Below are 14,593 nucleotides of genomic sequence, written 5' to 3'. Positions count from 1 at the left end.
TAAATAAAATAACCATTATCTGATTAGTGTGATAAAGCCGGTATAGGCTTGTTTTGCACCGATGTCAATGGAGTAGAAATAGGTGTCTTCTCTCAGGGGATTCCCATCAAATAGCCCTTCCCAATAATTAGAATCATTGGAATAATTTCTGGTACTAAACACTACTCTTCCTTTTTTAGTGAAAACCGTCACCTTATTATTCGGGAAGTTGGAAATGTCTTCGATGATCCATTTGTCATTTTTACCATCTCCGTTTGGTGTGATGATATTCGAAGCCGAAATCGCATCCTTCTTCTTGGCCAGATTAACAATTACTGTAGTTGAGGTATTTGTCAGGCCCTTATTGTCGGTGGCGACAGCGCTAAGGTAATAAGTGCCCGGATCTTTGGGCTGCCATTTAAAAGTGTAAGGTGAAGCCGTCACCGTAGCAATTTTAGAAGACCTTTCAAAGAATTCGACTTTAGCAACACTTCCATCTGAATCCGTCGCCTGTGCAGTGATGGTGACCTTTTTATTCGGATTAAAAAGACTTCCATTGTCAGGGCTGATGATCGCTACCGCAGGTCGCGTATTTACCGGTACGACCTGCACGGCAATAGCATCGGAAATACTTTCAGCAGCATTATTGTCTTTCACTTTTGCGGTCAGCTGATGATTGCCCAAACTTGCTCCGCTCCAGTTGAACTCATAAGGCAAGGTATTGCTTTCTCCGATTTTTACGGTTCCGTCATAGAATTCCACCAGGGCAATGCTGCCATCCTCATCACTCGCCTCTGCTTTCAGAAGGATGGGTTGTGAGGTGTCAAATGTCGCATTTTGTGCAGGTGAGGTTAAAGCAATGAGCGGATTAATATTCGTCTTAACGGTAATGGAAACGGTATCTGCAGCCATCAATCCAGCTTTGTCTGTAGCTGTGGCCAGGAGCTGATAAGTTCCCGCAGGAAGCGGTTCAAGCTTATAGCTAAAAGAAGGTCCGGCGAGCGTCGCAACTTTTGTTGCCCCATTGTACAGTGAAACAACTGGTGCAGGTCCGTCCGGATCTGTAGCTGTTCCGGTCATTTTGATCGAATCTGTAGTTTTGTAGCTGCTGTTATCCGAAGGCGCGCTGAAAGCAATCAGCGGTGCAGTATTCGTTTTACTGTCGATGATAATCTGACTGTTTCTCAGGTCTGCAGTTCCTGCAGCGAAACTGCTGAAACCCACCTGGGTGCTTCCCTGAATTCCGGTACTCCAATCTTCGCTTTGATTAAACCCGCGTTTATAAAGTTTCAGGTTCACATTGCTGTTGGCAACACCGGATAGTTCAGCACTTTCAAGCGCGCTGGCTTCGGCATCCCCATAATTCCTGATGATCCAGTATTTTGAATCCAGGGGACTAATATTGGCAGCCTGGTTAAAGGGAAGGCTGTTCAATTTGCTGATCACTACATTTCCTTTAGGATAAGTTCCCGTAGCTGCGTAGTTTAAAGCCAGTCCGCTGAGGTTAAAGTCATACTTTCCAGCGGCATTTACAGCCAGCGTCTGACTAATCCCATTGGCTACCGGAGCAGAAGATGCTTCGCGCTGTACATTTCCGGTCGCTTCCACCACATAATGGTTCGGTGATACATCGATGAGCTGTGCCGGGCCTGCATTTCCCTGCCCTTGTAAATATACTTTTAATCCTGGCTCATTGCCACTTAATGTTAGGTGCATATTTTCCTGGATTTCCTGCGAAGTACGTGGGGTAGACCATAAACGGAACTCATCCATTCTTCCATTGATGGTATTGTCGTCCATACTTCCAACGTTAAAGTTGTCCCATAGGGGTGGAGCCGATGAGGCGGGTTTGGATGCCGACAACTGGCCGTCTATATAGAGTTTAACCAGGCCGTTGTCGTAACTAAAGGCCAGGTGATGCCAGACATTTAAAGTATTGAACATTCCCGGAATGTCGATTCTTGACGCGGCATTGTTTGCAATCCCAATGCTCAGACCCTTATCATTGTCTGCATGCATCAGAAAGCTTCCCCAGCCATTTCCTACCGATTGATTCCATGATTTTGCCGAAGCAGCATTTAGCCAGTATTCAATAGTAAAAGTAGTCGGCTTCCAGTTCAGTCCTGTTATTTTTAAGGCACCGGCAGCTCCGTCAAACCGGTAGGCCTTTCCTGCCAGCGTTTCCAGGGCTTCAAATCCTGAAATTTTGCTCATTGCAACTTGTCCTAAAGCCACACCTGCAGCAGCAGGGCTGAAGCTGAAATTAACCGGATTGGCAGTAGGGCTGAGCTGGGTAGCCATGGAGCTCCAGCTCTGGCCAAAAGCATTAAAAGCGCGGGAACTCAGGCGGTAGAGCCCCTCTGTTGAGGAGGGATCCTGTACATTCTTCAGGCTCAATCCAACAAGTCCGGTAGGAGCGGTATTGGTTCCATAATTGTTGATCACCCAATAAGTACTGTCTAATACAGAAACGCTGGTATTTTCGTTTGGAATAGATTTTAAGCGGCTCACAACCACTTCTCCGTTCGGATTACTTCCGGTTTCAGAAAATTGCAAACTTAAACCTGCCAGTGGATAATCGCTGATTCCGGCTGCGGTAATTTGTTTGCTTTCGCTGATTCCGGCAGCCACGGGAGCAGTAGAAACCAATCTTTTGGCATCGCCATTTGAAGAAACCTTATAGCCGTTATCCGACAAATCTGATACGCCTTTTAGGGCATCCTGAAACTGTAAGTAGACTTTTAAGCCGGGTTCATTTCCTACTGATGTCAGGTGCATTCCTTCGCGAACCTGCTGCTGCGTTTTTTCCACAGACCACATCCTGAATTCTTCAATCTCTCCATCAATAGAATTGCCATCGGTAGATCCGATTTTGAAACTGCTCCATACCGGTGGGAGCGAAGAAGCCGTTTTACTGTCGGCCAGCTTGCCATCCCTGTAAATTTTCGCAACGCCGTTATTGAACGTATAGGCATAATGGTGCCAGGCAAGGTCTTTAAAGGCCTCCGGGATGCTTAGTCTGGATGCCGAATTGTTGGCAACGCCGATATTCAATCCCCCACCAGTATCGGAATGAACGAGGAATGAACCCCATCCATTACCGATAGACTGGTTATAGTTTTTATAAGATTTAGCTTTATGCCACCATTCAATGGTAAACACCTTTGGCTGCCAGTTGAGCTCCTGAATTTCCAGGTAATCCCCGTTCCCGTCAAAAGTCATTGCTTTTCCGGCAATGACATCTGCCTTAATTCCTCTTTGACTTACTTTAACTTCGGAAAACAACTGCGATCCTGAGCTGATCTTAATCGTACCGGTATAAAGCTGAGCTGCTGTAGGTGCAAAACGGGCATAGATCTTCAGGTCTTTCACCGTTCCATTTACAGGGCTGACCGTCAGAAAGGAATTGGCATCTGTAAAAGTCAGGTTGTCCAGAGAGATTTCATAACCTGCAGGTGCTTTAATCCTGATGCTATCTGCGGAAAGGTTTGTTCCCGAAAGCAGGAAGTTTTCTGCCCTTGTTTTTGATCCTGTTCTTGCATCGCTGAAGACCAGTGAATCTGCGGTGCTCAACAGAAAAGGCGCGCTGTCTTTGATAAAGAAATACTGTGAATACGCATTTAAGTTGTTCACGGTAATCGTATTATTTACTTCGTCTACCGCTGTTGCAGGTGTGCTGAACTGCCATTTGGCACTTCCATAAGCAGGTCTGGTCAGCACGAGGATTTTCTCCGGATGAAGCTGATCTGCTGCAGTTAAATCTTCTGAACTTTTAAAGGTTAAATTCATATTCAGGTTGGTATTCGTATTGAAACGGTTCCCTACCCAATATTCATTGCCTATTTTAACTGCAGAAGGGGAGAAGTCATTGAATGCAGGCGAACTGAAATCTATCTTCGAGAAGCCTGCAATTACAGGTGTGACCGCATTGTAGAAAGCCGTAACATCAACCCCATTGCCATAAACTGAACTTCCGGCAACTTCGGATTTTGCCTGTGAAACACCACCACCAAAAGGGTAAGCTGTTTTGACCCGGACCGGAGTTCCGGTTACCAATACCGGTTTTTTACTCACGATATCGTAGATTTCAGATTCTGCATTGTCGAAATTCGCATAATAAACCAGGCCGGCTTCATTTCCCTGAACAGGATGATGGAAACCTTGCTTGATCTCGAATGAGCTCAATGCTTTGCTCCAAACCCGGACTTCATCGATCTCTCCTTTGAAAAACTTATTGCTTGGCCCACTGTTCCATAGACCCAACCGCACAAGTCCGTTTGTCGTATTTAAGGCCGTTGGTGTTGGGGCAAGTTTTTGTTCTCCATCGTAGTAAAAACTAACGTTGGTCCCATCAAATACCAATGCGTAATGGTGCCATTCGCCTTTGCTGTTGGCTAAGGTGAAATCTTTGCTGGAATTCCAGAAATTGGCCCTCCAAAGGTTATCAGTAGTCGTGGTTCTCAAACTGAACTCCCCGAGATTTGTTCCGGTGATGCCCGTTGCAAACACCCCGCCATCATTAAAGGCATCGGCCTTTGCCCAAAGCTCAATCGTTCTTGCCTTGGTTCCGTTGATGGCTGCATTGCTGCCTAAAGTAATAAATTCTGTTCCGGTTCCGGTAAAGGCAACGGAGTTCCCCGGAGCAGGCTGGAAGGTATGGTCTTCTCCAAAAACATCTGCACCATTGGCCAGTGCTTTCAGTCGGTAATGCCATACTTCTCCGGATTTCATGGTTAGCGGAACCTCCTGCTGAACAGGAATGAGATTGGAACCTGAAAAAGAACCGGCGATATTGGTTTGTGAACCATAAGCAGTGGTAGGACCATATTCAAAAACCAGGTTTGTCAATGTTCCCCCAAGTGAGTTGACTTTTCCTGTCAGCAGGGCTGCATTTTTACGCACGTTGAACGCCGTTCCTGTAATCAGGTTTTTAAAATTCAACAGGCCTGTTTCTTTAGGAATGCTGTTTCCCCGAAGTCCCTGTAATCCGTTCGCACCAATGGCACGTACCGCATACCATTCCTGTTTGCTCGGATCTGAGCCATTCAGGACGATGCTGGTATCACTGGTCAGACCTGCCGATTCCATGTATTTTTCCCCGAGCTTAAATACTTCATATTGGACAGCAGGTGTTAATTTCCTCCAGGACAACTGTAAAGAACTGCTGCCCGCCCAGACAACTTCTAAACCTTCAGGGGCGGCGAGGACATTCACATTACTGGCGGTACTTTCCTGTGTGCCTCTTTTTACGCGGATCTTTATTTTCGAAGAAAGGGTTGGAACGGTCCATTTGAACTGTCGTTTGTCTGCAGCGATATTGCTGGCAATGGCTGTCCATGTACTTCCGTTGTCTGTGGAATAGTCCAGGTTAAAACTCCCCGGAACGCCATAAGCATCCCAACGGATGTATTCTGATTTTCCCGGCCCCATGGCTTCTCCTCCAAGAGGGTAGGCCATCATGATCTCGTCTTTTAAAAACTCATACACAATGAAATATTCCTGAGGTCCTTGTGGGATCAGGTTTCCATTGATGTTTAAGGTATAGGTTCCGGCTACAGGATTGTCTATGGTTACCTGCTCCACGTTATTGATGTGGTCTGCTTTTCTGGTAGGTAAGGAGTTCAGGCTTACCGCATTGGCGGCGGTATCTAATCCCCATGGCAGAAAAGTATTGGATGATGGGTCGGTTACATTCAGGTCCAGGTCATTCACTAAGGATTGAGCTGCGCCAGGTGTAGCTTCATAATCTGCCCAATATAACAAGACCCTGACCTGGCTCGTTCCCGCAGGAACCTCAATGCTGCTAGTTGCTGATCCGCCGTTTGCCATCTGACCAGTGCTGAAGCTTCGGTTCTGGATGGTTTTAAAAGCGCGACGAACGTTCGGACGACCAAACCCGGTCTTAAAATCGATCCCTGCATTGTAAATATCGTCGGCAGTATTCAATAGAATGGCCTTAATCAATGCAGAAGGCGCACTTGCAGCCTGAGTTTCGGCTTTATAGGCCTGATGTAATATGGCGAAAATACCGGATACCTTTGGCGCTGCATAAGAAGTTCCCCCGGAGCCTTCGATGGTCAGGTCTGGTTTAATCCTGCCGTCATAAGCCGGTCCTTTATTGGTCCAGTCCAGAAAATTATCATCATAATCAGTACCACTGATCGTCAACAGGTTTTTCGCATGTTTGGCACTTCCGGTTAGGTTACCCCAACCTGGTAAACCATTGTATTTTCCACCGATTGGAACGATGTCTCCACTGTTCCCGGAAGAATAAACGAGCATGGCCTCCGGTCTGGTCCGGATATAGTTGTCGTGCTCATTTGATAAGGAGCTGTAGTTGGCATCGGCACCCCAGCCATAAGACATATTGGTGACCCTGATCTTTTTATTGGGATCATCGTAATTGGTATAGGTGTTTTGTCCGGATACAACATAGAAATTCGAACCCCATGCGTTGGACTGATCTTTAGGATCGTAATTTCCGGCACTGCCCATGCGTTTGGATACACTCCAGGAATGCCCTCCGGGATTCACATTTGCGGAGCCCGGAATCATTCTGCCCTGCATGTCGATGTCCTGCAGAAAATCATTTTCACGGATGTGTACATTGACACCCGCCCCATTGTAGTTCCATCCGTTAAAGCCGCTGTTGATGTAGTTGGACCGGCCAATATTATTGGCAAAAATGTCCCCCGGGCCATCTACTTCCGGCTTTGGTGCGTCTTCAACAGGAGAAATGAATTTGATCTCTTTAATGGCCGCGAGTTTTTTCAACTTGTGCTGAGCGATAAGAATTGTCCATTTTCTGGGCTGACCTTTAGATTTAATCCTGGCCTCTTTCAGGAGGGCAGTTTCAGCGGCAGCAAGGTCTGCTTCATCATAAAACAGAACTTCCAGTTCCAGTTCAGTGCCTTTCCTCGCATGCTGCGGGATCTGGTTCCTGAAAAGATTTTCGGATAATTTGAAACCTTCGTCTATGGGTAAAACCGTTCTGATGCCCAGGGCGGGAAACTGATCTGAGCTGAGTTCTTTTTTAAAGTGTGCGTAATAGGAATAATTGGGCACATAGTCGAGCAGTCTTATGCCCAGATTTTTTAGCTTTTCCTTTTGTGATGCGTCAGGAAGTTCTTCAAACTGGACGAGAAAGTATTCGCCTTTGCTGTACTTTACCCTTCCTTTTTTCTGGTCCGTCATATTGCCACTCTGATCAGAACGAAAGCCTTTTTCGGGCTTAAATTCTTTGTTGGTATGGAGGATCCGGAAGTCTTTTTCGACAGGCTTCCCAACCTGTGCAGCTAAAAATAAAGGCACAAGAATGCCCCAAAGAAATAATAAAATTTTCTTCATAATGGTATATAGGGTTTGATTGGTTTAGCGCTGTGGGGTACTTCGAATGTAAAGGAGTACAGGGGATTTCCTGAAGAGGAAGAGGTAATGAAGGAGAGATTTCATAAGAGAAGATTTAGGATGGTTGGTTTGGTAAATCCAATTTAAGGGCTTTTGTTTGGAATCTGTTTTTTATCATTGCGCAAACGATTGATATTGATTTAATTAAGCCAATTGAGGGCTTTTTTGTCAGGATCATAAAATGAGATGGATATTTTTCCGGGATCAGCCACAGTTTAACGAAGTTTAGGGTATAAAATCTACTAAATCAGTATATAATAACGCTGGTTTTGCGCTCATATTCGTATTGTAATGCAACCCTGTGTATTTCAACGCAAACGTTTGCATGAACTGACAGGAACTGGTCTTTTCTTTTGATAACCTTGTTTCTACTTCGTTAATTCAGGATTAAAAAATCAGGAAAAAAAACATATTGAACGATAAAATCTTAAATTGCTGTCGCCAAAATACATTAAGATGAGAGAATTCGAAAACAATGGAACTACGATTAACCACCATATTGAGGGTAAAGGAGAAATTACCCTGTTATTCGTTCATGGTGCCTACATTGACCAAAGTTACTGGGCAGCGCAGGTAGACTTTTTCAAACGTGATTATACGGTGGTTACTTTAGACCTTGCCGGTCATGGTAAATCAGGAAGATCACGCGCTGATTGGTCAATTGAAGGCCTCGCGGATGATATCGTCGCTTTAATCAAATACCATCAGCTGGAAAAAGTGATCCTGATTGGTCACTCTCTGGGTGCTGACCTTAACCTGATTGCGGCAACAAAATTTCCGGATCCTGTTATCGGGTTTATCGTGGTGGATAATTTTAAGAATGTCGCTACCCCTTTGGCCCCGGAATTTCAGGCTCAGGTAGGAGGGATCATCGACAGTCTGAGGAAAGACTTTGCAGGAACCAATGAGCAATATGCAAGGATGGCATTGGTAAGCGCTAATACTCCGTTATCGGTTACCGATAGAATTGTAGCTGACTACAGGAATACCTATGAGCCGCTGGGCCAGGCAACGATGCCTGAGTTTTTTAAACTGGATCAGATCGAAAAGGCTTTGCTTCCCCTTTTAAAGCTGAAAATCTACCTGATCAATGTAAGCTATTACCCCACTAATGTTGAAGCATTACAAAAGAATGCGGTTCATGGTTTCGAGTTAAAAGAAATCGCAGGAACCTGCCATTACCCAATGATCGAACATCCGGACGCATTCAATGAAGCCCTAAATGATACGATAAATGCCATCAGGTTATAGCGGAGCAAAACCAGATTTTCTATAAATTTTTTGCATTTATAATTTATAGAGATTTTCTGCTTTATTTTCAATTTGTTTATCTAAAGGCATTAAAAAAGTAAAATATTTTACTTTTTTAATGCCTTTTTGTTTTGTATTGTTAATTGTTGGCTTATCTTGTCGGTTAAAAACCAAATAATTTAAAATGTATGTCGAGGAAATTTAAAAATGTAATCACAGGGGGCTGTTTTGCGCTAGTTTTAACTGCTACTTTATGGAGTTGTAAAAAAGCGGCCTCAGGTTTACCCGAAGCTCAGGTATTGTCGAAAAAGTCTGCTACCGGCGGGGTAGGAATAGATCCGGGCGTAGGAATCCTGGGGCCCGACGAAATCGAATGGGTGGGAGGAACAATTGGCTGCTCCATAAATCTGGGCGATGAGATGAAAAAGCAGAAATGGGGTTCTCCGGGTTGGGCAGCAGCAAACGACAACTATGAGAAGTGTATGGCTGGGGCCTTAAGCGGAAAGAATAAAATTCCAACTACAGAAGCAGAAAAGAAAAAGCTGCTGGAAGAGGGAGGTTGTATTACATGCAAGGTTGAAATCGGAGAGGAATCCTTTATGCACCTTTATTGGTACGCACTGGGGGGGGCAAGTGGTTCCGTGCTTGCTCCACAGGAAATACCGGCAATTAAAGAAAGATTAAGAAGTTATAACGAAGTTATTCTTCAGGTTTTTCCGCACCCGGAAAAAGTAGTTTCTGTGCCAGGTTCCTTTACAGAACAGCGCGCAGCACTCCTTTCTTACCCAGGGACATTGCCTGCAGGAATTATAGAATATGTGAAAATCGCCTATTCTGAATATTTTTATATCGCTTCCAGATTCGCTGGTCAGGTATTGGATTTAGAGGAATTGGGCGGTGGGACACTTCATATGTATGGGGTGAAATACGGAGAGCGCAATGCTTTGTTCAATTCAACAAAACCAAGCTGGGCTAATCAGTTAAATGCAATGCCTTAGACTTTTATAAACTGAACACCCGCATGATTTGAGCAATCAGGCCATGCGGGTTGTAAAATAACATTCAATAACCCACCTCGCTAAAACATTTGGCTTCAGATTCCGTTTACCTTAAATGTCAAAGACTGCCCAGCACCAAAATGAAATTCCCGATTCCCCGACCATCAGGACGGTAAGGAAGCTTTCTTACCTCATGGATGAGCAGTTTCGGCTTCCGGGAACGCAGTTTCGCTTCGGACTTGACCCAATCCTGAACCTCATTCCTTTTGCAGGAGATTTCGCCGGATTCATCATCTCCGGAGGGTTAGTTCTGGCGATGTCCGGTAAAGGATTAACCAGTAAGATCGTTGTTTTGATGTGCCTCAATATCTTTCTTGATGCCACCATAGGTGCGATCCCAGGAATCGGCCAGGTTTGGGATTTCTTCTTTAAATCAAATACCAGGAACATGAAGCTCATGGAAGAGTATTACCATGAAGGAAAGCATCAGGGAAGTGGGAAAAGTACCATTCTTTTGGCTTTGGCTGTGCTTTTTATCATCTTCATCATACTTCTGGTTATCCTGTGGTATGTTGCAGCCTGGATCATCAGTTTGTTTTAGATGATTAATCTTTATTTTTGGTATGTACTTTAACAGAGAAAAGGCTAAAGTCTTAAAAAATCAGGTAGAAGAAGAAATTACCTGGGCAGTAAAAAATGTTAGCTGCTCAAAACTTTATCCAAAAATATCCTCGCCCTTGAGTATTTCCTGATACACCTTGTTCGATACGTCAAATTCATTGTGTTTAGAATAATACTGAGCTTTAAAAACGAAGTGTTCCTTATAAAGTGCATCCACTTTACTCATTTCATTTTCATCCAGATCATCAAAATCAAGATCTCCATTTTCAATATCCTCCATTAGGTCAAAATATTTAATGCCGCTCTCTCCGCAGGCAATGGGGGCTGCCCCGGCCAGTTGACCAATATTTATGTCCAAATCTTCTAATGGAGTATCGATGTCTGTTCTGCTCAGATTCACATAATAATGAAAATCCGGAACATTTAAATTGCCTTTAACGGTTAAACCAAAGGATTCCAGGTATACATTCGCTGCACTAAAGTTTCCTCCGCAGGCAATATAGCCGCATTCCGTATTTACGGCATAGAGAGCGTTTTTCACTTCAATATTACCCAGTACAACAAGATCAGACAATGAGCTCATCACCACATTATTGACCGTTAAATTTCCGGTCACATACAGACATATCGGATAACCGACATCTGTTCCGTACATGTTGATGTGCTGATTTACATGAAGATTCCCGACCACCAGGATTGCCCTGTTTTGGGCCTGCGCCAATCCCTGTCCTAAAACACTGAGGTCTAAAATATCCATCCTGGTGTCGCCCTCATAAACCGCAAAAGTATTCGCTCCCGGATCTTCATATACTGCCGGATCCGCCGGGTTATTAGATAAAAACAATCCGGAACTGTAGTCTTGAATATTCAGGCCAAACCGGCCCTCGATTTCTGGGAAGGGGACAACGATATAATCCTTTTGCTCGTTCATAAACGGGTGATTATTTGGGAAATTTAATAATAATAGAATTGATTAAACGAATATAACTCCATAGTCGGAATGAAACAAAAAATATTTATTTTGTGAATTGTACTGTTTCCGGATGGGCCTGGTGATTTCCGGTTGCTTTTCGCTTTTCCTTTTGCTATCCGAAGTTTTCTTCTTCTTTTCCGATTCCCCGATTAATGTTATTACTTTGCAGCAAGCTATCTCTACAAATGAATAAAACTACATCTGCCATTAAACAGGATATAAAAGTGAGCGTTGACGCTATTGTTTTTGGCTACAATCAGGAAAATGGAATTTCCGTACTCCTGATCAAAAGGAAGATTGAACCTTTTATAGGGGCCTGGGCACTACCCGGTGGATTTGTACACAATGGGGAGAGCCTGGAAGCGGCGGTAGAAAGAGAGCTTCAGGAGGAAGCAGGAGTCGAGATCAATTACCTGGAGCAGCTCTTTACCTTTGGCAAACCCGACCGTGACCCCAGAACCCGCATCATCTCCGTTGCTTACTTCGGACTGGTTAAATCTGCTGATTTCAGTTTGTTTGCCTCCACAGATGCCTCAGAAGCTGCCTGGTTCAATATTTATGACCTTCCCGCACTGGCTTTTGATCATCAGGAAATCGTAGCGAAAGCCATCGCCCGCTTAAGGGCAAAAATTACTTATGAACCCATCGGTTTTGAACTCCTGGATACCAGATTTGTCTTTTCTGATCTGGAACAACTTTACATGAAATTATTAGGTCATAACATCGACCGGAGAAATTTTAAACGTAAAATGATGTCTTTAGGCCTGGTTATTGAACTGGATGAAAAGGCACCCTCAATAGGGGCCGGACGACCTGGGAATTTGTATTCCTTCGATTATGAAAAATATAAACAGCTTAAAGTGAATGGTTTCGATCTTAATAAACTCCTTTAGTATCAGTTGATTATGAGTTTTAAAATTAATTTGTGTAAAATAAACACAAATTAATTTGCTTAAGAAAGAATAAAGACTTTAATTTGTGTCATTGTAACGCAAATAGATATGAAAGTATTAAATTTATCAACCGGATTCAAACCCTTCAATTCTTCCCTGGAAGAGATAGAAAGCAAAAGCTTTTTATTTAGCGGAGGTGAAGTACACATCAAATTACAGGATCATGCAGAAGAAGTACTGGTTTCTGCAAGACTGAACGATTCCAACGAGGTGATGAAATTGTTATTGGCAGTAGATGCATTGCGCAGAAACGGTAGCAAAAACATCAGCGTATTTATTCCTTACCTTCCTTATGCCCGTCAGGACAGGGTGATGGTAGGAGGAGAGCCATTATCTATCAGGGTGATGTGCAACCTGATCAACAGCTGCAACTTCGGGAAAGTGTATGTCTTTGATGTACATTCCGAAGTATCCCTGGCTTTACTTGACAACTGCGAACTGATCAGTAATTATAGCCTGGCGAAACAGGTGCTGAGCAACCATACGGATTACCTGTTGGTTTCTCCGGATGCCGGCGCCCTTAAAAAGATCTATAAACTGGCCGAAGCCTTAGCCTATCAAAATGACATCGTCCTTTGCAACAAAGTGAGAGATGTGAGCAATGGAAAGATCAAACAGATTACCGTTGATCAGGACGATCTGGGTGGCAAAGACTGCTTCATCATTGACGACATCTGTGATGGTGGCGCCACCTTCGTAGGTGTGGCAAAAGAACTTAAAAAACGCAACGCAGGTAAAGTCAGCCTCATTGTTTCTCATGGCATCATGTCTCATGGAGAAACGGAACTGGTAGACTGGATTGACCATATCTATACCACAGACTCTATAAAAAACGACAGCTCAGACCTGATCAGCAGAATCCCGCTGGCCGACCTGATCGAATTGTAACCTTCCTTTAATTTAAAATCTATTATGAAAAATATCCTTCTTCAAACCGACGTTTACAAAATGGGCCACATGGAACAATATGCTCCCGGCTGCAATAAAGTATATTCTTACCTCACCGCCCGAAGCGACAAAAACTTCAGTGAAACTGTTTTCTTCGGACTTCAATATTATATCAAACAATATTTATCTGAACCGATCACTCCGGAAATGGGAGAGGAATTCCTGACTTACCGTAAGCTGATTCTGGGAAGCAATTCTCCTGAAATAGAAAGTAAAATCAGAAGCCTTTGTCAGCTGGGCTACCTGCCGGTAGAAATTAAAGCGGTAGAAGAAGGAACGATCATGCCCGTAAGAAATGTACTGATGACGATCACCAATACCCATCCTGATTTCTATTGGGTAGTTGGATTTATGGAGAGCTTACTGCTAAAATTATGGTATACCATCACCGTAGCGACTTGCAGTCATGAGTACCGTAAAATTGTAACCCGTTATTTCAGCGAAACCGACGAAATTGAAATGGAAGCGGCCAAGGCTTTCCAGGTACACGATTTCGGCTATCGCGGGGATGCTTCAGAAGAAGGAGCGGCGATCAGTGGAGTAGCACATTTGCTGTCTTTCCTGGGTAGCGATAATGTACCAGCCTTACCTTGCGCGGTGGAATATTACAATGCAGACATTCAGGGTGCCCCAATTCTGCTTTCTGTTCCTGCAAGTGAGCACAGTGTGATGTGTTCTTTCGGAAGAGAAGATGAGATCGGTGCTTTCCGCCATATGCTGGAGCTGTACCCTACCGGGATCGTATCTATCGTATCTGATACTTTTGATGTATACAAAGTGCTGACTGATTTCGCGGAAACCCTAAAAGAAGACATCCTGAAAAGAGATGGAAAAGTGGTCTTCAGGCCAGATAGCGGAAATCCGGAATACATCATCTGCGGAAACCCTGAGGCAGAAGAAGGAAGCAATGAGTGGAAAGGGGCCATCCGTTTATTAGATGAGAAATTCGGTTCTACGCTAAACAGCAAAGGATACAAAATATTAAACCCGAAAGTAGGGCTGATCTATGGTGACGGTATGTACATCGAAAGGTATTTAAGAACACTGGAACGCCTGAAAAACATGGGCTACGCAGCCAGCAACCTGGTAATTGGAGTAGGTGGAATTTTAAGAAACCACAGTCGTGATACCTTGGGTTTTGCCATCAAAGCGACCTATGTGGAAGTGAACGGCGAGCCTAGAGAAATTGAAAAAGATCCGATCACCGATCATAAAAAGAAATCATTAAAAGGAATGCTTTGCCTGAGAAAAGAAGGAGATACCTATCTGACCAAAGATCAATGCAGCCCTGCTGAAGAAGCAGAGTCTATACTTCAGGTAATCTATCGCGATGGAAAGTTGATGAAAGAAACCAGTCTGGAAGAGATCAGAACACTGATCAAAGCACAGGAACAGGTAGCGGTTGCTCAACTTTAACTGCAAAAAAAGCAGATCAATTCATTCAATGATGATCAGGTCCTCTG

General features: G+C 44.0%; 8 protein-coding genes. 6 read left to right on the top strand and 2 right to left on the bottom strand.

Going from position 1 to position 14,593, the window contains the following annotated elements; all coding sequences use genetic code 11:
• Nucleotides 1-15: 15 nt before the first annotated feature.
• Complete coding sequence (locus DBR43_RS00880) at nt 16-7,326, bottom strand: LamG-like jellyroll fold domain-containing protein (protein WP_124577024.1); 7,311 nt, start codon at nt 7,324-7,326, stop codon at nt 16-18.
• A gap of 516 nt (nt 7,327-7,842) precedes the next feature.
• Here DBR43_RS00880 and DBR43_RS00875 point away from each other — a divergent pair.
• From DBR43_RS00875 to DBR43_RS00865, 3 genes are all read left to right on the top strand, one after another.
• Complete coding sequence (locus DBR43_RS00875) at nt 7,843-8,637, top strand: alpha/beta fold hydrolase (protein ID WP_124577022.1); 795 nt, start codon at nt 7,843-7,845, stop codon at nt 8,635-8,637.
• Between the two features lie 188 nt (nt 8,638-8,825).
• Nucleotides 8,826-9,635 carry a hypothetical protein gene (locus DBR43_RS00870; protein WP_124577020.1) on the top strand — a complete coding sequence of 270 codons (810 nt, stop codon included), beginning with the start codon at nt 8,826-8,828 and terminating at the stop codon, nt 9,633-9,635.
• A 115-nt stretch (nt 9,636-9,750) separates the two neighbouring features.
• Nucleotides 9,751-10,236: a DUF4112 domain-containing protein gene (locus DBR43_RS00865; protein ID WP_124577018.1), complete on the top strand. Its 486-nt coding sequence runs from the start codon at nt 9,751-9,753 to the stop codon at nt 10,234-10,236.
• A 114-nt stretch (nt 10,237-10,350) separates the two neighbouring features.
• Here DBR43_RS00865 and DBR43_RS00860 read toward each other — a convergent pair whose 3' ends face one another.
• Nucleotides 10,351-11,187 (bottom strand): hypothetical protein, encoded by an 837-nt coding sequence (locus DBR43_RS00860; RefSeq protein WP_124577016.1) that lies wholly within the window; start codon nt 11,185-11,187, stop codon nt 10,351-10,353.
• A 227-nt stretch (nt 11,188-11,414) separates the two neighbouring features.
• On the opposite strand from DBR43_RS00860, the gene DBR43_RS00855 reads away from it, so the two are divergent.
• The 3 genes from DBR43_RS00855 to DBR43_RS00845 all read left to right on the top strand — a co-directional run bounded on the left by DBR43_RS00855 (nt 11,415) and on the right by DBR43_RS00845 (nt 14,546).
• Complete coding sequence (locus tag DBR43_RS00855) at nt 11,415-12,122, top strand: NUDIX hydrolase (RefSeq protein ID WP_124577014.1); 708 nt, start codon at nt 11,415-11,417, stop codon at nt 12,120-12,122.
• A 108-nt stretch (nt 12,123-12,230) separates the two neighbouring features.
• Nucleotides 12,231-13,070 (top strand): ribose-phosphate diphosphokinase, encoded by an 840-nt coding sequence (gene prs, locus DBR43_RS00850; protein WP_124577012.1) that lies wholly within the window; start codon nt 12,231-12,233, stop codon nt 13,068-13,070.
• A gap of 24 nt (nt 13,071-13,094) precedes the next feature.
• Nucleotides 13,095-14,546: a nicotinate phosphoribosyltransferase gene (locus DBR43_RS00845; RefSeq protein WP_124577010.1), complete on the top strand. Its 1,452-nt coding sequence runs from the start codon at nt 13,095-13,097 to the stop codon at nt 14,544-14,546.
• The last annotated feature ends 47 nt before the right edge of the window (nt 14,547-14,593 follow it).

Source organism: Pedobacter sp. KBW06 (assembly GCF_003852525.1).
Lineage (GTDB): Bacteria > Bacteroidota > Bacteroidia > Sphingobacteriales > Sphingobacteriaceae > Pedobacter.
This window is presented reverse-complemented; position numbering and strand designations above follow the sequence as displayed.